Consider the following 19,771-nt stretch of genomic DNA (forward strand, 5'->3'; position numbering starts at 1 on the left):
GCAGGGTCGGGCAGAAAGGGGGGTCGCGGCGGTGCTGGTTCTCTCAGCGCGCCGGACACATGGCGCTGGACATGCGGCCGAGGTCGACGTGCCGCCGACTCACCAAGGCAATTCCAGTTCCAGACATGACGGAAGCCTGTCACGGGACTTTGGACCCAGTCCAGCATCGTCCAGGATGTGGACGCGGTCGTCTCGCCAGACGAGACGCTGTGGTCTGGGTCACGCGAAAGGGGCCCTGCTCAGGGCCCCTTCACGGTACGTCGGTGATGCGCGGGGGGTGGGGCGGGGGTGGTCGGGCGCCCTGGGGGGCGGGCCACGGGCGGCGGGGTCAGGCGTGGGCGCCGGGCCAGGGGCCGGGCGTCTCGGTCTCCTCCGTCTCCTCGACCTTGGTGTCGAAGAGCCGGAACCCCCGCCGCTCGTAGTTGGCCATCGCGTGCGGGCCGTCCAGCGAGCAGGTGTGCAGCCACACCCGCTTCGTGGCCTCCCGCCCCGGCCAGCGGTCGGCCAGGTCCCAGGCCCGCGCCGTGCCGTACGAAAGGAGGTGCCCGCCGATCCGGCGGCCCCGGAAGGCCGGTATCAGGCCGAAGTAGACGATCTCCACCACACCGTCGTCCTGCGGGTCCAGCTCCACGTATCCGGCCGGCGTCCCCCGGTCGTACGCCACCCAGATCTCGGCGCCCGGCTTCTCGACGATCTCCCGCCACTGGTCGTACGTGAGCGAGAGCCGGTCGCTCCAGCGGATGTCGCCGCCGACCGCGGTGTAGAGGAAGCGGCTGAACTCGGGGGACGGCACCTCGGCGCGCCGGATCGTGATGTCGTCGCCCTCCGGCGGGGCGGCGGGGCGCAGGTCGGACGGCGAGGTCTGCTCGAGGGACCAGGTGGTGAGAGTGATGCTCATGGGCTCATCGCATCATGCGGAGCGGCAGATTCCCAGCGCCGGCCGGGGGTCGTACCGGTAGTCGTGCCGGGGGTTGCGCCCGGGGGCCGTCCCCTGGGGTGCCCGCCCCGGAAGACTCCCGTCCACATGCTGGACAGGGGCGGGGCGTCGCACCCGGACGTGGCCGTCCGCGCCCCTCTCCTCCCTCTACACGCGCGTGGCCGTCCGGGCCGCGAGAACCGCCGGGGCCGTCGAGTGCGGCAGCAGGTCCACCGGGTGCTCCGGACGCAGGACCGTCACCTCGACCTCCTCCCGGAAGCGGTACGGCCGGTGGGCGAGGACCCCCGCGAGGTTCCGCCGCACCCGGGACATCTCCGCCCGCACGGTCACCGTCCTCGTACGGTCCCCGAACACGCCCTCCGCGAGCTCCGCCGCCGTCCGCCCGTCCCGGTGCAGCGCCAGGAGGTAGAGCAGCTCGGCATGGCGCGGGCTGAGCTCCTGCTGCCAGCTCCCGGCCGCGCCCGAGACGTCCACCGTCCAGCGGCGCGGCCTGCTCAGGTCGAGCACCACCCGGCTCGCCGCCCCGGCCGCCGCCTCCGCGGGCGTGGCCTCCTCCTCCACCCGCAGCAGCCAGCCGCCGGGCAGCGGCTCCACCCCGCACATGCCGAGCGAGGGCAGCCACACCCGCCCCGCGCCGAACGACTTCGGCAGCGTCAGCCGGTCGACCGGCGCCAGCCCCGTCACCGCCGCCGTCCAGCCGTGGGCGTCCACCGCGACCGCCCGGCCGCCGACCCGGCACAGGATCGGCGCGGCCACGGCGCGCAGCCGCTCCACCGAGCGGCGGTGCCGCTCGCGCATCTCCGCCTCCGCGAGCTGGGCCACCGAACCGACCAGGGCCAGCATCGCCGGGTGGAAGCTGGACGCGGGACCGCTCACGTCGAGGATGCCGAGCAGCCGCTGGTCGCGCGGGTCGTGGACCGGTGCCGCCGCGCAGGTCCAGGCGTGCAGCGACTCCACGTAGTGCTCGGCCGAGTGCACCTGGACGGCCCGGCCCATCGCGAGGGCCGTGCCGACGGCGTTCGTGCCCGTGACGTGCTCGGTCCAGGAGGCGCCCTCCTCCAGACAGATGCCGTTCGCCTGCCGCATCACCGCCGGGTTCCCCTCGCGCCACAGCACCCGGCCCTGTTCGTCGGTGACCACCATGATCTGGAGGGAGGCGTCCGCGATCCCGGCGAGACCGCGGCTCAGCGTCTGCATCACCTCGGCGAGGAGGGTGGAGCGCCGCCGCTCCTCCAGCTCGTCCCGCTGGAGCAGCGTGCTGCTCGTGCCCTGGTCGGGGTCGATGCCGAGGCGGGCGACCCGCTGCCAGGACGCGTCGATCACCGGGCGGGGCGCGATCGGCGGCGTGCGGCCGGCGAGGGTCTCCTCGCGGACGCGGCGCAGCAGTCGCGTGGCCTGGGCGGAGTCCATGGCGGCGAGCCGCTTCATGTCGAGGTGCGTGTTCTTCATCGGTCTCTCCCAGCCACCCCGTGCCGTATCGGTTCTGCTGATGTCCGGAGTGTCGCTGCCCATCGTGCCGCTCGCGGACGCCCGGCGAGGGACGGTTCGGGTAATCCTGCAACCCTTTGCAACTCTGGCCCTCGGCGGCCCCGGTGGGTGAGGGTGGACCCAGGCGGCGGGTGGTGCCGTGTCGGCGCAGCACCACCCCCGCCTTCCGCGCGTGTCGCCCCGCGCCCTTCCGCGCGTGCACCCCCGCCTCACACGGTGACCCGGGCCCGCTCCACCACCGCCCGCAGGTCCAGCGTGGTCGGCAGCGTCCCGAAGGCCGTACCCCCGTCGCCGCCCAGCCGGCCCGCGCAGAACGCGTCCGCGACCTGCGCCGGGGCCCACCGCACGAGCAGCGACCCCTGGAGCACCAGCGCCATCCGCTCCACGAGCCGCCGCGCCCGCCCCTCGACGCCCTCCAGGTCGGCCAGCTCCGTCAGGACGCCCCGCACGGCCCGGTCGAGCCGCGGGTCCGCGCCCCGCGCCGCGCCCACCTCCCTCAGGTACGCGTCGAGGGACGCCGGCTCCGTCCGCAGCGCGCGCAGCACGTCGAGCGCCTGGACGTTGCCCGAGCCCTCCCAGATCGAGTTGAGCGGCGACTCCCGCAGCAGCCGCGGCATCCCCGACTCCTCCACGTACCCGTTGCCGCCCAGGCACTCCAGCGCCTCCGCCACCATCGGCACGCACCGCTTCGTCACCCAGTACTTCGCCGCCGGCACGGCGATCCGCAGCAGCGCCCGGTCCTGCTCCGTGTCCCCGTCGTACGCCGCGGCCAGCCGCATCCCGAGGACCGTCGCCGCCTCCGACTCGACCGCCAGGTCGGCCAGCACGTTCCGCATCAGCGGCTTGTCGGCGAGCGGGCCGCCGAAGGCCGAGCGGTACGCGCAGTGGTGCACGGCCTGCGTCACGGCCTGCCGCATCAGCGCCGCCGACCCGAGGACGCAGTCGAGACGGGTCGCCGCCACCATCCCGATGATCGTCCGGATCCCGTTCCCCTCCTCGCCGACCCGGCGCGCCCACGTCGACCCGTCGAACTCCACCTCCGCGGACGCGTTCGAACGGTTGCCCAGCTTGTCCTTCAGCCGCTGGATCGCGAACGCGTTCCGCGAGCCGTCCCCCAGGACCCGGGGCACCAGGAAGCACGTCAGCCCGGCCGGAGCCTGCGCCAGCACCAGGAAGCCGTCCGACATGGGCGCCGAGCAGAACCACTTGTGCCCGGTCAGGACGTACGTGCCGTCCTCCGCCAGCGGACGCGCCCGCGTCGTGTTGGCGCGCACGTCGCTGCCGCCCTGCTTCTCCGTCATCCCCATGCCGATCAGCACCCCGGCCTTCGCCTCGGGCGGCCGCATCTCCCGCTCGTACAGCCGGGACGTCGCCAGCGGCTCCCAGACCGCGGCGAGCTCCGGCTCGGCGCGCAGCGCGGGCACCGCCGCGTGCGTCATCGACAGCGGGCAGCCGTGCCCCGCCTCCACCTGCGAGGTCATCAGGAACGCGGCGGCCCGGCGCACATGACCGCCCGGCCGGGTCCAGGCGTCCGTGAGCCCCGCCGCCACCGCCTTTCCGAGGAGCCGGTGCCAGGCGGGATGGAAGACGACCTCGTCGATCCGGTTCCCGTACCGGTCGTGCGTGCGCAGCAGCGGCGGATGCGCGTTCGCCTGTTCGGCCCACTCCCGCATCTGCGCCGAGCCTGCGGCCCGGCCGAGCCCCCCGAGCTCGTCGCGCGCCTCCTCCAGGAGCTCCGGGGGGAGGTGGCGTTCGACGGCCTCGGTGAGGGCCGGGTCGCCGGTGAAGACGTCGTGCCCGACCAGGGGCGGCGGCTGGTTGGTCACGGTGTGGGTGCTCGCTGCCATGCCGATACGGTAAGCAGGTGCAGGCAGCAAGAGAAACAACCGACCGGCCCGAGCGTCGGCCGTGGAGCAGGCTCCACCGCGCGCGCGTCCTCTACCGCAACGTCTCGAAGCGGAAGATGGTCTGGCTGCTCCTGAAGGACACGGTCAACTCGTGCATCGAGTACCGCATCCTCGGCCTCGCCGCGGAGGCCGCGTTCTTCACCCTGCTGTCCCTGCCGCCGCTGCTCCTCGGCCTGATCGCCCTCCTCGGCTACGCCGACGACTGGACCAACACCGACACCGTCGCCAGCATCGAGGAGAACATCCTCCGCGCCGCCGGAACGGTCCTCTCCGACCGGGGCGTCGAGGACATCGCCAAACCGGTCCTCGACGACGTCACCCAGGGCAAACGGGCCGACCTGATCTCCCTCGGCTTCGCCATCGCCCTGTGGTCCGGCTCGCGCGCCGTGAACGTCTTCATCGACACCATCACCGTCATGTACGGCCTCGACGGCCACCGCGGCATCGTCAAGACCCGGCTCCTCGCCTTCCTGCTCTACCTCGTGGCCCTGGTCATCGGCGCCGTCGTGCTGCCCCTGGCCGTCGTCGGCCCCGACCGGGTCGTCGAACTCGTCCCCTGGGGCACGGAGGTGGTCGCCGTCCTCTACTGGCCGGCGGTCATCCTGCTCTCGGTCGCCTTCCTCACCACGCTCTACCACGTGTCCGTGCCGGTCCGCTCGCCGTGGATCGAGGACATCCCCGGCGCCCTCGTCGCCCTCGCCATGTGGGTGCTCGGCAGCTTCCTGCTCCGGATCTACCTCACCAGCCAGGTCGAGGGCCCGACGATCTACGGCTCGCTCGCCGCGCCCATCGCGGTCCTCCTCTGGATCGGCATCTCCGCCTTCGCGGTCCTCGTCGGCGCCGCCGTGAACGCCGCCATCGACCGGGTCTGGCCCTCCGTCGCCACCGCCGCCGCCCGCGAGGCCAACGAACGCGCCCGCGCCGTCCAGGCCGCCGAACTCGTCGCCCGCGTCCGCGCCGAGGCGGAGGAGGTCGACGAGGACGACCCGGACATGCCGTCCGAGTTCCCCGAACGCTGGTCCCGCTTCCTCCCCCCGGACGACGTGCGGGCCCGCCTCCACTCGGGCTGGGAGAAGGACTGAACCCGCGGCCCGCTGTCGGACCCTCCCGCTACGGTCGTTCCAGGAGTACGTGTCCGGAGGGGGAGGCGACGTGCGGGACCGTCGTGGGGAAGTGCGGGACAAGACGCTCGGGCGCATCCGCTCGTACCGGGCGTCCAAGCAGGACTGGAACCTGTCGCGGAGCCTGAAGAACCTCATCGAGCAGGCCGTCCGCGACTACGAGCACCGCGCCCTCGTGGAACTCCTGCAGAACGCCCACGACGCGCACCACGCCGACGACCGCGACGGCCGCGTCCTGATCAGGCTCGACCACGACGAGGGCCCGCACGGCACCGTGTACGTGGCGAACACCGGGCGGCCCTTCAGCCGCAGCAACTTCGACGCGATCACCGACGTCGCCCAGTCGGACAAGCGCCCCGAGGAGGGCATCGGCAACAAGGGGATCGGCTTCAAGAGCGTCCTCCAGCTGACCGCGGCCCCCCACGTCCACTCGGTCCCCGAGCCCGGCTCCCCGGACGCCGACGGGTACCGCTTCACGTTCGCCGACGAGACCTCCCTCAAGGGGCTCCTCGACGGCGACGCCGAACTCGCCGCCGACGTCGCCGCCGACGTCTTCCACCTGTGCCTGCCCGTCCCCCTCGACGTCACGCCCGCCACCGTGGACCGCTTCACGGCCGACGGCTACGTGACGGTGCTGCGCCTGCCGCTGAAGAGCGAGGAGGCCCGGGCCGAGGCGGCCGAGCAGCTGGCCTCGCTGGCCGCGGGGCCGCCCGCCCTGCTGTTCCTCCGCCGGATCGCCTCCCTCACCGTCGAGGAGCGGCGCGACGGCCGGAGCGAGCGGCGCACGACGGCCCGCACCGAACGGGTCGAGGCCGTGCTCGACCGGCTCACCGTCAGCACGGTGACCGTCGGCGACGCGGGATCGTACGTGCTGCTCGACCGGCAGGTGTCGGCGGACGCCTTCGCCGACGCGGTCGAACGCAGCGTCCTCGGCGACCACATCAGCGAGGGCTGGCGCGACTGGCAGGGCGACGCCCGGGTCACCCTCGCGCTCCCCGTCGAGGACGACCTCGCGGAAGGGCGCCTCTACACCCACCTGCCGATGGGCGAGCAGGCCGTCGCCCCGCTCCCCGCCCACGTCAACGCGCCCTTCTTCGCGAAGCTCGCCCGCGTGGACCTGGAGAAGACGGTTCCGCTCAACGACTTCCTCCTCGACGAGCTGGCCGTCCTCGCCGCCGAGACGCTCCTCGCCTGCTCCGCCGGGGCCGTGGAGCTGCCGCCGACCCTGTGCGCCGACCTCCTCAGCTGGGACGCGTCCATGTCCGAGCGGCTGTCCCGGGCCTTCGGGCGCGCCGGGTACGAGGCCGCCGCCGCCCCCGTCGTCCCCCTGGCGCCGGGAGGCGGGCACGCCTGGTCCCGCCTCACCGAGGCCCGACTGTGGGACGACCGGGACCGTACCCTCTTCACGATCGACCGGCTGACCCGCGAGGCCGACGCCGTCCTGGTCCACCCGGCCGTCACCGGACGGCGCGCGGCCCGGCTGGAGAAGGCGCTGACCACCCTCGTCGGCCGTTCACCCCGGCCCGCGGACGACCTCGTCGCCACCTGGGCCGAACGTCTGGCCGCCCGGCTGGCGGAGGCACCGTTCCGGCCCGAACTCTGGTCCCGCTTCTACGACGAGCTCGCGGGCTGCGTCGAGCGGCACCGCTCCCTCCAGGGCCGCCGCATCCTCGTCGACGACGACGGGAAGCTCCGCCGGTGCAACACCGCCGAGGGCAGCGGCCGACGGGCCGTCGCCTTCTTCTCCCCCCGGGCGGACGGCGAGGAGCCGACGGGGACCGCACGCGCCGGGCGGAGCGGCGGCCCGCGCCTGCCCCGCAGCCTGCGCCACCGGGTCTTCTTCGTCGCCCAGAGCATCCCGTGGAAGAGCCGGCTGGGCACCGTCACCAGCAAACAGCCGGGCCGCCGGATGCTGGAGGACGGCGGCCTGGTCAACGAGTACCGCGCCGACGAACTGCTGCCGCTGGTCGCCCGCGCGCTGCGCGACCGCCCCACGCCCGAACTCGCCGCGGAGGTCCTCGCCTGGGTCTTCCGGCTCTCCCGGGGCGACAACCCGCCGTGGCGCGACTTCCGCGCCATGGGACTGCTCGTCCCCGGCGCGGACGGCGCGTGGATCCCCGCCGGGCGCGCCCTGCTCTCCGCCGGCTGGGGCGGGGAACGCGCCAGGCTGCTCCAAGAGCTCATCGACCGCGCCGAGGACACCTCGGACGAACTCGCCGCGCTCCGCGACCGTCTGACCGCGCCCCCGGACCACGAGGCCTTCCGCGGCGGCGGCACCGACGCCTGGCGGTCCTTCCTCGACGAGCTCGGGGTCGGCGAGGGCCTCTGCCCCGAGCCCGTCCCCCGGTCCGGACTGCGGGCGTACGGCCATCTCTTCAAGGACGGCACGCCCCCGACGTCCTCCCTCCCCCCGGCCACCACCAAGGTCTGGCTGCGGCGCCTCCGCACGGGCCGCCCCACCGGCCTGCGGCCGTACACCGACTACGTCAGCCGCGGCCCGCTGCACCGCCTGCCCGGTCAGGACGACCATGCGCGGCTGCCCACCGCCGCCAAGCGCGTCTACGCGCGCCTGGTGGCCGCCGGCTGCGCCACCTGGCCCTCCGAGACCCTGTACGTCACCGTGGCGCGCTACAACGACCGGTACGACTGGTTCTCCCTGCCCACACCGGTGACCGGCTTCCTCACCGAGGCCGCGTGGCTGCCCGTCGCCTCCCCGCGCGAGCGCAGCGAATGGCGCTTCGTCCGGCCCGCCGAGGCCTGGACGCACGGCGAGGAGGCCGCCCCCGCCTTCGTGCCCCTCGTGCCGTCCCCGCTGCGCCGCGCCTTCCAGGCGACCGAGCGGGCGAGCCACCGCGCGAGCGACTGGGGCCTGGAGCGCTGGGACACGCCCGCCACCGCCGCGCGCCGCGTCCGCGAACTGACGGAGCTGTTCCGCGACGGCGCCGTCCCCGAGACGACCATGGCCGCCTTCCGCAGGGCGTACGAGGACGCCTGGGCCGACTGCGCCCAGGCGGGCGTCGACCCCTGGCCGCCCGGCGCCGGAGCCACCGTCGTCGTCAGCCGCGGCGGGCGGCTCGAATCGGTCACGCTCGCCGACGACCCCGACTCCGGGGCCACCGGGGACCCGCTGTACGTGGAGGACACCGAGGCACGCCAGCTCGTCCAGCTCCTGGAGCAGCGCGGCGCCGCACTGCTCCGCATGCGCAACGCCCACGGGGACGCGGTCGCCGCGCTCCTGGAGCAGCGCTTCGGCCCCCGCGTCCGCCGGATCTCCCGGGCCCGCGTCGAAGTCCGCGCGGACGGGGCGGTGTTCCACCCCGGCAGTGCCGTCGGCGAACCCCTGATCACCCCCGACCGCGACTGGCTCCTGACGCTCGTCGCCGCCGTCATCGACCTGCGCGCCAGCCGCTTCCGCCGCCCCACCACCGAGGCCGTCCGGCGCAGCTGCGCCACCGCCAAGCGCGTCCGGATCGTCCGCGCCGACGTGCTCGCGACCGTCGTGGACGAGATCGCCGAGCGCCCCGGCCACGGCGGCAGGCGGTGGCTCGCCGTCCCCGACCCCGAACACCCGACCCTGCTCCTGGAGGAGACCGGCCAGGGCGAGGACGACCTCCTCCAGCGGTCCGCCGCCGGCATCATGGAGCTCCTCCACCACCCCGAACTCGCCGACACCCTCCGCATGGCCCTCATCGACCTGGAAGCGGCCGGCTGGGGCCCGGGCCAGAGTCCCGACCTCGACGCCATCGCCGACGTCCTCGGCGAGGACCGGGTCCGGGTGCGGGAGATCACGGCGACCCTGCGCCAGCCCCTCGACGCGCTGCTCGACGTCCTCGTGCCGCTGCTCGCCACCGTGGACCTCGAAGCGGCCCGCGCCCTGCTGACGGACGACGACGGCCCCGCCTCCGAGGCCGAGCTGGACCGGTGGCTCGCCGCCCGGCTCACGGCCGCCGACCACCAGGCCCTGAGAGCGGCGGCGCGCCACCCCGACCGGGACACCGCCCGCAGGGCCATGTCGCTGACGCTTCCCGCGTTCAACGCCGCCGCGACCGCCCTCGGCCTGCGGCCGCTGCGCAACGCGGACGGCATCGAGCAGGAGTTCCGGCACTTCGTCGCCGCCCGTCGCCGCCCCATCCTCGACGCGCTGCGGGCGGGCCACCTGGAGGCCTTCCGCTCGGGGGCCTCCCTCGCCCCGTACGCCGAGAACCGGAGTCTGGCCGGGCTCGTACCCGACCCGGCCTGGGCGGACGAACACCTGCACCTGGACACCGCGCTCCTGCAGGCGCACGTCGACCGGTGGCTGGCCGGTCTCGACGCGCCACCCCTCGGCACGGACGAGGGACTGCTTCCCGTGGACGAACTCCGGCTCACCAACCGGCCCGGGCTCCTGGACCGGCTCCAGCGGGCCCGGACCCTGGTCCACGCGTGGGAGGACGCGCACGACGCACCCCCCTCCGGTCTCCCGGGGGATCCGGAGGCACTCGTGGCCGAGGCGGCCGAGGCCGGACTGCTCGACTTCCTCCCGCTCGACGACGCCCTCGCGCTGCGCTGGCTGCGGGACACCGGCCGCTGGCCCTGCGCCGTCCCGCCCGGCCTGACGCCGGAGGCCCTCGGGCTGACGCCCGGCCAACTGGACCGCGCGGCCCAGCAGGAGCGGAAGGACCGGCGGAAACGGCAGGACGAGCGGCGCCACATCGAGGTGGACCGCCGCAGGATGTCGGCGGAGGAGGACAACTACCACGCGATCGTGGAGGCCGTACGGTCCGGCCTCACCGAGGAGTTCCTCGGGTCCGCCGGCGACGCGCCGCTCGTCGAGATGGACCGCCCGGCACCGCGGACCCCAGGCGCCGGGCGCCCCGGCTTCTCGGCCGCCGGCCGCCGGGGCAAGCTCTCCGAAACCCAGGCGCTCGCGGTCGGCCTGGCGGGGGAGATCGCGGCCCTCCACTGGCTGATGGCCCGGTACGACTCCGTGGACGAGAGCGCATGGGTCTCCGGCTACCGCAACAAGGTGCTGGGGGACGGCCTGGGCGACGACTCGCTCGGCTACGACCTCGTCGTCGAGCGGAGCCGGTCGAGTCTGTTCTTCGAGGTCAAGTCCTCCGCCGGCGGCGAGGGCGAGTTCGTCCTCTCGCCCACCGAGATCGCCCGCGCCCGCTCCCTGCGGAAGCGCCAGAGGTACCACGTGCTGTACGTCTCCCACGCCCTCGACGCCGACCTGCGCAGGATCCACCTGCTGCCCAACCCGCTCCATCCGCGTTCGGCGCGCTTCTTCCGTTCGGTCGGCGAAGGGCTGCGCTACCGGTTCCAGCTGTCGCGACCGGAGTAAATCCGGCGTGAGGAGAGTGGCGCGAAATAATCCTTGGCGCGGTCCGGCCCGACCGCGCTAAGGTCGCCCCGTTCTCGACGGACCGGCCCACTGGGCCGTCCGCGACTGTCGCTGTGCGTGATCCAGGAGGTGTGACCGATGGCTGTCGTCGTCACGACGGGCGTTGCCCGCATTCAGCAGTTCGTCTCCACCACCTCCGTGGTCTCCGGCTGACACCCACGCGACACGCGCGCTCGGAGCGCGCCGCCGGGGCCACCCCTTCGAAGGGTCCCCCTTGTCTTTCCCGCATTCCCCCGTTTCCTCCTCCACCGTCTCCACCGTGCTCGACGCCCACGGCTGGGACTCCGGCTGGGCCGACGCCTTCGCACCGTACGCCGCGCAGGGGCTCGTTCCCGGGCGGGTCGTCCGGGTCGACCGCGGGCAGGCCGACATCGCCACCGCCGCCGGGATCGTCCGCGCCGACACCGCGTTCGTGACGCCGCACGACCCGCTGCGGGTCATCTGCACCGGGGACTGGGCCGCCGTCGACCCCGAGGAGGCCGGCGACCCCCCGTACGTACGGACGTGCCTGCCGCGCCGTACCGCCTTCGCCCGCTCCACCTCCTCCAGCCGGTCCGAGGGGCAGATCCTCGCGGCCAACGTCGACCACGCGGTCATCACCGTCTCGCTCGCCGTCGAGCTCGACCTCGGCCGGATCGAGCGGTTCCTCGCGCTGGCCTGGGAGTCCGGGGCCCAGCCGGTCGTCGTCCTCAGCAAGGCCGACCTCGTGCCCGACCCGGTCGGGCTCTCCTACCTCGTCGAGGACGTGGAGACCGTGGCGCCCGGCGTCCAGGTGCTGCCGCTCAGCTCCACCACCGGCGAGGGGCTCGACGTGCTCTCCGCCGTCGTCTCCGGCGGCACCTCCGTGCTCCTCGGCGTCTCCGGTGCCGGGAAGTCGACCCTCGCCAACGCCCTGGTCGGCACCGACGTCATGGAGGTCCAGGCCGCCCGTGACGTCGACGGCAAGGGCCGGCACACCACCACCACCCGCAACCTCTTCGTCCTGCCCGGCGGAGGAGTCCTCATCGACACCCCCGGACTGCGCGGCGTCGGCCTCTGGGACGCGGAGAGCGGAGTCGGCCAGGTCTTCGCCGAGATCGAGGAGCTGGCGCGGGAGTGCCGGTTCCACGACTGCGGCCACGACTCGGAGCCGGGCTGCGCGGTGGCCGCCGCGATCGAGGACGGCACCCTGCCGGTGCGCCGCCTGGAGAGCTACCGCAAGCTGCTCCGCGAGAACCAGCGGATCGTGGCCAAGACCGACGCCCGCCTGCGCTCCGAGATCCTGAAGGACTGGAAGCGCAAGCACGCCGAGGGCCGCGCCGCCCTGAAGATCAAGCGCGGCGCCCGGGACCGGTAAGCGCGGCGACCGCCCCCGGGGCCTCGGGCCCCGGGGGAGCGCGGTGTCCGAAAACCGCCGGACCCGTGCGGTCGTCCGTCGCACACTGGAAGACGTGACGGACGACGACGACACCCGCTACGAGGCGGTGAGCAGCAGGGACGCGCGGTTCGACGGAGAGTTCTTCTTCGCCGTCCGCACCACCGGCATCTACTGCCGGCCCAGCTGCCCCGCCGTCACCCCCAAGCGCCGGAACGTGACCTTCTACCCGACGGCCGCCGCCGCCCAGGGCAACGGCTTCCGGGCCTGCCGCCGCTGCCGCCCCGACGCCGTGCCCGGCTCCGCCGCCTGGAACGCACGGGCCGACGTCGTCGGACGCGCCGTACGGATGATCGGCGACGGCGTCGTCGACCGCGAGGGCGTCCCCGGCCTCGCCGGCCGCCTCGGCTACAGCACCCGCCAGGTCCAGCGGCAGCTCACCGCCGAACTCGGCGCCGGGCCCGTCGCGCTCGCCCGCGCCCAGCGCGCCCACACCGCCCGGCTGCTGCTCCAGACCACCGACCTGCCCGTCACCGAGATCGCCTTCGCCGCGGGCTTCGCCAGCATCCGCCAGTTCAACGAGACCATCCGGGCCGTGTACGCCCGCACCCCCAGCGCCCTGCGCGCCGAGGCCGGCCGGGGCGCCCGCGACCGCACCGCGCTCGCCGCCGGGGTGCCGCTCCGGCTCGCCCACCGCGGGCCGTACGCGGCCGCCGAGGTCTTCGACCTGCTCGCCGCCGAGGCCCTGCCCCGCGTCGAGGAGGTCGCCGGAGCCCCCGGCGCCCGCACGTACCGGCGCACGCTCCGCCTCCCGTACGGCACCGGCGTCGTCTCCGTCGACGAGCGCTCCGCCGGACGCTGGCTGGAGGCCCGCATCCACCTCACCGAGCTGCGCGACCTCACGACCGCCGTCCACCGGCTGCGCCGGCTGTTCGACCTGGACGCCGACCCGTACGCGGTCGCCGAACGCCTCGGCGCCGACCCCGCGCTCGCCGCCGAGGTCGCCGCCCGGCCCGGCGTCCGCTCCCCGGGCGCCGCCGACCCCGAGGAGTTCGCGCTCCGCACGGTGGTCGGCCCCGAGGAGGCGGCCCGGCTCGTCGAGCGGTACGGCACCCCGTTGGACACCCCCTGCGGCGTCCTCACCCACGTCTTTCCCGAACCGTCCGCACTGACCGGCCACCCCGTCGCGGGCCCGCTGGCCCGTGCCCTCGCCGACGGAGCCGTACGCCTCGACCCCGGCGCCGACCGCGACGAGGCGGAACGGTCCCTGCGCGCCGTCCCCGGCCTGCCGCCGCGCGCCGCCGCCCTCATCCGCATGCGCGCCCTCGGCGACCCTGACGTCCCCCACCCGGACGCCCCGGCCCCCGAGACCTGGCGTCCGTGGCGCTCGTACGCCTTCCGGTACCGCAGGCGGGGTGCCGCGCACGCCCCGGACGCGGCGCAGGTCCCGGACGCGGTGCCGGCATGACCGTCAGCCCCGGATCACCGCGCCCGCCCACGCCCCCACGATCAGCAGACACGCGAAGAGCTCGACGAGGACGGAAGTCCCGGCCGCCCGCATCACCCTGCGGGTCGCCGCCCGTGCCTGGCCGTGGCCGCCGAGCCTGAGGCGCTCCGAGAGGTAGACGCCGCCGACGAAGCCCGGGACCGCGCCGAGGACCGGCACGAGGACGAAGCCGAGGAGCGCGCCGACCCCCGCGTACGCGACCATCCGGCGGGTGATGCCGACGCCCCGGAAGCGGCGCGGCGGGAGCTGCCACACCACCACCTGGGTCAGGAGCAGCAGTGCCGTCGAGGAGACGAGCAGGATCCAGGCGAGGCCCGACTGCTCGTGCAGCGACCACCAGAGCATCGCCGCCCAGACCAGCCACGTCCCCGGCACGCCGGGCGCGAGCACCCCGAACAGGCCGAGCAGCATCACCGTCCCGACCATGAGGAGCTGCCACACACCCACGCTGCAAGCCTGCCCGACCTCCGCGGTTCGCGCAGGTCGCGCGACCCGTCCGAGCGCCGGTCCCGCCGCCACGCCCGTGCCGACGTACCACGCCCGTGCCGCCGTACGACGACGAGGCGCGCCCCCGCCCCCGCCCCGCCCCCGCCGGCGTACCGCCTCAGCCGCGCGCCACCCAGCCCTTCTCGTACGCGTGCCACCCCAGCTGCAGCCTCGTCGTCACGCCCGTCAGCTCCATCAGGCCCTTCACCCGCCGCTGCACCGTCCGCAGGCCCAGGTCCAGCTGCTTGGCCACGCTCGCGTCCGTCATGCCCGCGAGCAGCAGCGACAGGACCTCCAGGTCCGTGGCGTCCGGGCCGGGGGCCTCGTCCTCGGTGACCTGGGCGCCCGCGCCGAGCCGCAGCGGCAGGGCGTCCCGCCACACCGACTCGAAGAGGCCCATCAGGGACTCCAGGAGCCCGCTCGCGTGGACGACGAGGGCCGCGGGTTCCGCGCCGCGCCCGGTCAGCGGGACCATCGCGAGGGTCCGGTCGGCCACCACCAGCTTGGTGGGGACCCGGTCCACGACCCGGACCTTCTCGTCGCGGCCGAGCGCCGCCGCCAGCTCGCCGAGCCCCGCGGGCTGGGTGAGGATCTCGCGCTCCAGGACCACCCGGTAGGCCACCCCCCGGCTGGCCGCCCGCTCCTCGACCTCGTTCTCCAGGGCGGTCACGGCGATCGGCTTGCCCGTGACGAGGGCGCAGACCTCCTCCGTGGCGCCCAGCTGGAGCTGGAAGAAACGATGCGCCACGGCGCTCGCGCCGGTCACCACCTCCACCAGGTCGTGCACGGCCGGCTCGGTCGCCTCCGCGCGGTACTCCTCCGCGAGCAGCTTCGCCGCCAGCTCCGCCTGCTCCAGCTCGTGCCGCTGCTGGGTGAGGAGCGCGCCCAGCGCCACTCCGGGCGGCGCCGCCACCCACCGCCCGGTCCGCGCCGAGGACTGGGCGGCGAGCCCCTGCGACTCCAGCCGCCGCAGGGCCCGCTCGGTGTCCTGCTCGGGCAGCGCCAGCCGGTGCGCCAGATCGGATACCTCCGCCGCGCCCAGCGCGACCAGCGCCCGGTACGCGGACTCCTGCCGTCCGTCGAGTCCTATCGCTCCCAGCATGTGCGTCCCGCCCCTCGCCATGCGCCCGGCGGGGGTCGCCGGGAGAGTTCCCGGGACGTGCGCCGGAGGCATTCGTTCCGTTGGTGACCTGGCGGGAATCGGCCACGGCGTATTCCCGCCGCGCCCATCATCCCCGCACCTTCCTCACCTCTGCCAATGTGGCGCCACCGCAGCACCAACCGCCTCCGGAGAAGCGTGCCTTGTGCCGTTTCTCCGGAAACAGATGGGGAGAGCGATGCGCACGATTTCGCGTACGGCCCTGGGGGCGGCGACCGCCGCCGTCCTGGCCGTCACCGCGGTCGCGCCGTCCACCGCGGCAGCGCCGCGGGACGGCTCGGCCGCCGATCGACCGCCGGTCGGCAGCGAGGCCCAGGCCCGCGCCGGGGGACGGGCCGCCACGGTGACCCTGGTCACCGGCGACCGCGTGCTCGTCAGCGTGGACGCCGGGGGCAACCCGGCCGCCGCCGTGCTGCCGCGCGAGGACGGGTCCGTCCCGCTCGTGCAGACCCGCCGCTCCGGCCCCGACCTGTACGTCTACCCCGAGGGCGCCACGGCCGCCCTCGCCGCCGGGCGCGTCGACGAGGAGCTGTTCAACGTCACGGGGCTCGTCCGCCAGGGGTACGACGACGCCTCCACCACCACCCTGCCCCTCATCGCCGTCCACGGCGGCTCGGACGCCGCCCGTTCCGCCCCCGCCACCCCGCGCGGTGCCCGCCGCGGCCAGGTCCTCAGGACCATCGACGGCGTCGCGCTCACGGCAGAGAAGCGGCAGGCCGCCACCTTCTGGGCCGACGTCTCCGCCCCCGCCGGCCGCTCCGCCTCCGCCGGTCTCACCAAGCTCTGGCTCGACCGGAAGGTCGAGGCCACCCTGGAGCGCTCCACCCGCCAGGTGCGCGCCCCCGAGGCATGGGCCGCCGGCTACGACGGCACCGGCACCACGGTCGCCGTCCTCGACACCGGCGCCGACGCCGAGCACCCCGACCTCAAGGGCCGCATCGCCGCCTCGGAGAACTTCACCGACTCCGACACCGCCGCCGACCGCCAGGGCCACGGCACCCACACCCTCTCCACCGTCGGCGGCAGCGGCGCCGCGAGCGGTGGCACCAAGAAGGGCGTCGCCCCCGGCGCCCGGCTCCTCAACGGCAAGGTCCTGAACGACCACGGCTCCGGCGCCACCTCGTGGATCATCGCCGGCATGGAGTGGGCCGTCGCCCAGGGCGCCGACGTCGTCTCCATGAGCCTCGGCAACCCCTCGGAGACCGACTGCGACGACCCGATGAGCGCCGCTGCCGAACAACTCGCACAGACCCAGGGCACGTTGTTCGTCGTCGCCGCGGGCAACACCGGCCCGTCCCTCAACACCGTCTCCTCGCCCGGCTGCGCCCCCGGCGTCCTCACCGTCGGCGCCGTCGACCGCGACGACTCCACCGCGTACTTCTCCAGCCGCGGCCCGACCGCCAACGAAGCCCACACCCTCAAGCCGGAGATCACCGCCCCCGGCGTCGCCGTCTCCGCCGCGGCGGCCGGCGGCCGCGGCGTCTACGCCTACCGGTCCATGTCCGGTACGTCGATGGCCACCCCGCACGTCGCGGGCGCCGCCGCGATCCTCAAGCAGCGCCACCCCGACTGGACCGCCCGGCAGCTCAAGGCCGCGCTGGTCTCCTCCGCCGACAGCGACGTCCCCGGTGACGTCCGCGAGGCCGGCGGCGGCCGCCTCGACGTCAAGGCCGCCGTCGACCAGACCGTCCTCGGCGCCCCCGCCGTCCAGGGCGGCACCTTTTCCTGGCCGCAGCACGCGAGCGACCGCACCTCCGTCGCCGTCCCGTACACCAACACCTCCGACGCCCCGGTCACGCTGAACCTGGCCGTCGAGCGCGTCACCGGCAACGACGGCTCCGCCGTCCGCTCCACCGTCGCCCGCCTCGGCGCCCGCACCGTCACCGTCCCGGCCGGCGCCACCGTCCAGGTGCCGCTCGCCCTCGACCCCACGGCCCGCCTGCAGCGCGCCCAGTACGGCGACGTCACCGGCCGCGTCCTCGCCACCGGCCCCGGCGGAGTCCACGTCTCGACGCCGTTCGCGCTCTTCGTCGAGCCCGAAACCGTCACCCTGCGCGTCAAGTTGATCGACCGTCAGGGCAGGCCCGCCGCGGGCGCCTCCTCGCTCGACGTCATCGGCACCGACACCGCCACCGGCGAGCGCCGGTTCAACGAGGGCGCCGCCGACCAGGTCTTCCGCCTGCGCCCCGGCAGCTACTTCGTCTCCTCCTTCGTCACCACCCCCGACGCGGGGGAGGGCGCCACGCTGAACGACTCGCTCAGCTATCTCGCGCGCCCGCAGCTGGAGTTGAGGAAGGACACCACTGTCGTCCTCGACGCCCGCACGGCCCACCGGCTTTCGGTCCGCACCGACCGGCCCTCCGAACTCCACGGCGCCACCCTCGCCTTCGCCCGTTCCTGGGACGACACCTGGCTGCACGCCGGCACCGCGACCGGCCCCCGCACCCTGCGTGGCTACTACGCCTCCGTGCAGGGCGAGACCAGGGACGGCGACTTCGAGTTCGGCAGCTACTGGCGCGCCGCCGCCCCGCAGATCACCGCGCTGCGCACCACCGACGGCCTGACCCTCCACCCGGTCACCGCCTCCACCGGCTCCGACAACCTCGACGGCACCGGCTCCGCCCGTCTCGTCGACGCCGGAACCGGCACCCCCGACGAGCTGACGGCGGCCGACGTCGCGGGCCGCCTCGCCCTGGTCCGGATCCCCGACGACTCCACCAGTGCGGCCGCCGTCGCCCGCAGTGCCAAGGCCGCGGGCGCGCTGGGCGTCGTCGCGTACCACCAGTCCCCGGACCGCTGGTACCCCGGCGGCTCCTTCACCGGGCTCGGCCTGCCGGTCCTCGCCGTCCCCGCTGCCGAGGCGACCGCGCTCCTCGACCGGCTCGCCGCCGGCGAGGTCACCCTGGCCTGGAAGGCCACCGCCAAGTCCCCGTACGTCTACAACCTCGCCTTCCCCGAGACCGGGGAGCTCGACGAGGACCGCGCCTACCGGGTGCGCGACGCCCGCCTCGGCCGCACCGACTCCCGGTACGGCTCCGCCGGCGTCGCCACGGACTTCATGGACTTCCCGGCCGCCCGCCGCCCGAGCGGCCAGGCCGTCGGCTTCGCCGGCCTGGAGACCGTCCCCGCCCCGGGCACCCGCACCGAGTTCCACACGCCCGGCGACACCGCCTGGGAACAGGTGATCGGCAGCAGCTTCCCCTTCGGCGAGCTGATGACCGGCACCCCGCGCACGTACGCCCCCGGCGAGCGGCGCACCGAGCGCTGGTACGACGGCGTGCTCGCCCCGACCGCCCCCCGCGACGCCACCGGCGCGCCCGTCCTCGTCTCCGAGCGCCAGGGCAACCTGATCGGCTTCGCCGCTTCCATGTGGGGCGACGGCACCCACCACGCCGAGCCCGGCTCCTTCGGCGACATCGGCAACCTGCGCCTGCGCCGCGACGGCGAGGTCCTCGGCGAGACCGGCTGGCCGTTCGGCGTCTTCGAGGTGCCCGCCGAGGCCGGCACGTACGAACTCGAACAGAACACCATGAAGCTCGGCAGCAAGGTGTGGGCGCGCTCCACCGCCGTCAATTCGGTATGGAAATTCACCTCCAAGCTCGACGAGAGCGTCTATTCTCAGGGCATCCCGATTCTCTTCCCCCGGTACGACCTGCCGGAGGACGGACTCAAGACCCTCGCCGCCACCGACGGCCAGCGGATCCGCCTCGGCGCGACCGGCCACGCGGGCTACACCCCCGCCGCGCTCACCTCGGCCAAGCTCTGGTACTCCTACGACGGGGGTACGACGTGGACCGAGGCGCGGGTCGCGAGGACGGACGGCGCGTGGACCGCGACCGTCGACCACGCGGCCGCGACGGGCAAGCCGGTCACTCTGAAAACCGAACTGACGGACGCCAACGGCGCCTCCGTCACCCAGACCGTGATCCGCGCTTACGACGTGCGCTGATCACGACGGTCCGCCGGGCGTCCTTCCCGTGGGGGGTGGGGCCGCCCGGCGGACCACCCATTCGCAGCAACGGTTTTTCCCGTGTCCCGTTTTCGGGCGCCGCGCGCGGTGGACAATAGGGGCATGACTCAGCAGGGGGACAACTGGTGGGACAAGCTCTACGACGACGCGGCGCCGGACACGGCCCCGACGGGCCCGGGTGACACGCTCGACGCCCATTTCGACTCCGCGACCCGCGCCACGGCCGCGCCCCCCGCGGCCCCGGTGACGCCGCCGGTGCCGGCGGCGCCCCCGGTGCCACCCGCCGCGGACCCGCGCACCGCGACCACCACCGCGACCACGACCGCCGCCGCCGCGCCGCCCGTACCACCGGGCCGGGCCCCCTGGGAGGCCCCCGAGCCGGGCCCGTCGACCTTCGCCGCGCCCCCGCCCCCGCCCCCGCCCCCCCCGCCCCCCCCCCCCCCGCCCCCCCCGCCGCCC

11 protein-coding genes and 1 pseudogene are annotated in these 19,771 nt (G+C 74.9%); 6 read left to right on the forward strand and 6 right to left on the reverse strand.

Translation table 11 applies throughout. The features are described from left to right. Nucleotides 1–43: 43 nt before the first annotated feature. The 4 genes from ACWDVG_RS23360 to ACWDVG_RS23375 all read right to left on the reverse strand — a co-directional run bounded on the left by ACWDVG_RS23360 (nucleotide 44) and on the right by ACWDVG_RS23375 (nucleotide 4,272). Nucleotides 44–127, reverse strand: coding sequence for a putative leader peptide (locus ACWDVG_RS23360; protein WP_317453974.1), 84 nt, complete (start codon nucleotides 125–127; stop codon nucleotides 44–46). Between the two features lie 201 nt (nucleotides 128–328). Next, nucleotides 329–898: a GNAT family N-acetyltransferase gene (locus ACWDVG_RS23365; protein ID WP_451701406.1), complete on the reverse strand. Its 570-nt coding sequence runs from the start codon at nucleotides 896–898 to the stop codon at nucleotides 329–331. 186 nt (nucleotides 899–1,084) lie between these two features. Continuing rightward, nucleotides 1,085–2,386 carry a GAF domain-containing protein gene (locus tag ACWDVG_RS23370; RefSeq protein WP_451701408.1) on the reverse strand — a complete coding sequence of 434 codons (1,302 nt, stop codon included), beginning with the start codon at nucleotides 2,384–2,386 and terminating at the stop codon, nucleotides 1,085–1,087. A gap of 248 nt (nucleotides 2,387–2,634) precedes the next feature. Further along, nucleotides 2,635–4,272, reverse strand: coding sequence for an acyl-CoA dehydrogenase family protein (locus ACWDVG_RS23375; protein ID WP_451701410.1), 1,638 nt, complete (start codon nucleotides 4,270–4,272; stop codon nucleotides 2,635–2,637). Nucleotides 4,273–4,289: 17 nt separating this feature from the next. Between ACWDVG_RS23375 and ACWDVG_RS23380 the strand changes: the two genes are divergently transcribed. From ACWDVG_RS23380 to ACWDVG_RS23395, 4 genes are all read left to right on the forward strand, one after another. Next, nucleotides 4,290–5,414 carry a YihY/virulence factor BrkB family protein gene (locus tag ACWDVG_RS23380; protein ID WP_451701412.1) on the forward strand — a complete coding sequence of 375 codons (1,125 nt, stop codon included), beginning with the start codon at nucleotides 4,290–4,292 and terminating at the stop codon, nucleotides 5,412–5,414. Nucleotides 5,415–5,484: 70 nt separating this feature from the next. After that, a complete protein-coding gene (locus ACWDVG_RS23385) occupies nucleotides 5,485–10,776 on the forward strand; it encodes a sacsin N-terminal ATP-binding-like domain-containing protein (protein WP_451701414.1) in 5,292 nt (1,763 codons plus the stop codon). Between the two features lie 274 nt (nucleotides 10,777–11,050). Continuing rightward, on the forward strand, nucleotides 11,051–12,172 hold the full coding sequence (rsgA, locus tag ACWDVG_RS23390) for a ribosome small subunit-dependent GTPase A (protein WP_451701416.1): 1,122 nt from the start codon (nucleotides 11,051–11,053) through the stop codon (nucleotides 12,170–12,172). A 43-nt stretch (nucleotides 12,173–12,215) separates the two neighbouring features. Continuing rightward, nucleotides 12,216–13,658: a DNA-3-methyladenine glycosylase 2 family protein gene (locus ACWDVG_RS23395; RefSeq protein WP_451701418.1), complete on the forward strand. Its 1,443-nt coding sequence runs from the start codon at nucleotides 12,216–12,218 to the stop codon at nucleotides 13,656–13,658. Between the two features lie 3 nt (nucleotides 13,659–13,661). Here the strand turns inward: ACWDVG_RS23395 and ACWDVG_RS23400 are convergent, their stop codons facing one another. Next, nucleotides 13,662–14,144: a DUF456 domain-containing protein gene (locus ACWDVG_RS23400; protein ID WP_451701420.1), complete on the reverse strand. Its 483-nt coding sequence runs from the start codon at nucleotides 14,142–14,144 to the stop codon at nucleotides 13,662–13,664. Nucleotides 14,145–14,301: 157 nt separating this feature from the next. Next, the gene (locus ACWDVG_RS23405) at nucleotides 14,302–15,285 is read right to left on the reverse strand and encodes a helix-turn-helix domain-containing protein (RefSeq protein WP_451701422.1); all 984 of its coding nucleotides are present in this window, start codon (nucleotides 15,283–15,285) and stop codon (nucleotides 14,302–14,304) included. Between the two features lie 235 nt (nucleotides 15,286–15,520). Here ACWDVG_RS23405 and ACWDVG_RS23410 point away from each other — a divergent pair, with 235 nt between their 5' ends. Further along, nucleotides 15,521–19,291: a S8 family serine peptidase gene (locus tag ACWDVG_RS23410; RefSeq protein WP_451701424.1), complete on the forward strand. Its 3,771-nt coding sequence runs from the start codon at nucleotides 15,521–15,523 to the stop codon at nucleotides 19,289–19,291. Nucleotides 19,292–19,414: 123 nt separating this feature from the next. Continuing rightward, nucleotides 19,415–19,771, forward strand: a pseudogene (locus ACWDVG_RS23415) (protein phosphatase 2C domain-containing protein); the annotation flags it as partial.

This window comes from Streptomyces sp. NPDC003327 (genome assembly GCF_053589515.1).

Excerpts from the sequence above, each read along its gene's own strand:
- ACWDVG_RS23375 (WP_451701410.1), bottom strand. The coding sequence starts at position 4,272 with ATGGCAGCGAGCACCCACACCGTGACCAACCAGCCGCCGCCCCTGGTC.
- ACWDVG_RS23365 (WP_451701406.1), bottom strand. The coding sequence starts at position 898 with ATGAGCATCACTCTCACCACCTGGTCCCTCGAGCAGACCTCGCCGTCC.
- ACWDVG_RS23405 (WP_451701422.1), bottom strand. The coding sequence starts at position 15,285 with ATGCTGGGAGCGATAGGACTCGACGGACGGCAGGAGTCCGCGTACCGG.
- ACWDVG_RS23360 (WP_317453974.1), bottom strand. The coding sequence starts at position 127 with ATGTCTGGAACTGGAATTGCCTTGGTGAGTCGGCGGCACGTCGACCTC.
- ACWDVG_RS23370 (WP_451701408.1), bottom strand. The coding sequence starts at position 2,386 with ATGAAGAACACGCACCTCGACATGAAGCGGCTCGCCGCCATGGACTCC.
- ACWDVG_RS23410 (WP_451701424.1), top strand. The coding sequence starts at position 15,521 with ATGCGCACGATTTCGCGTACGGCCCTGGGGGCGGCGACCGCCGCCGTC.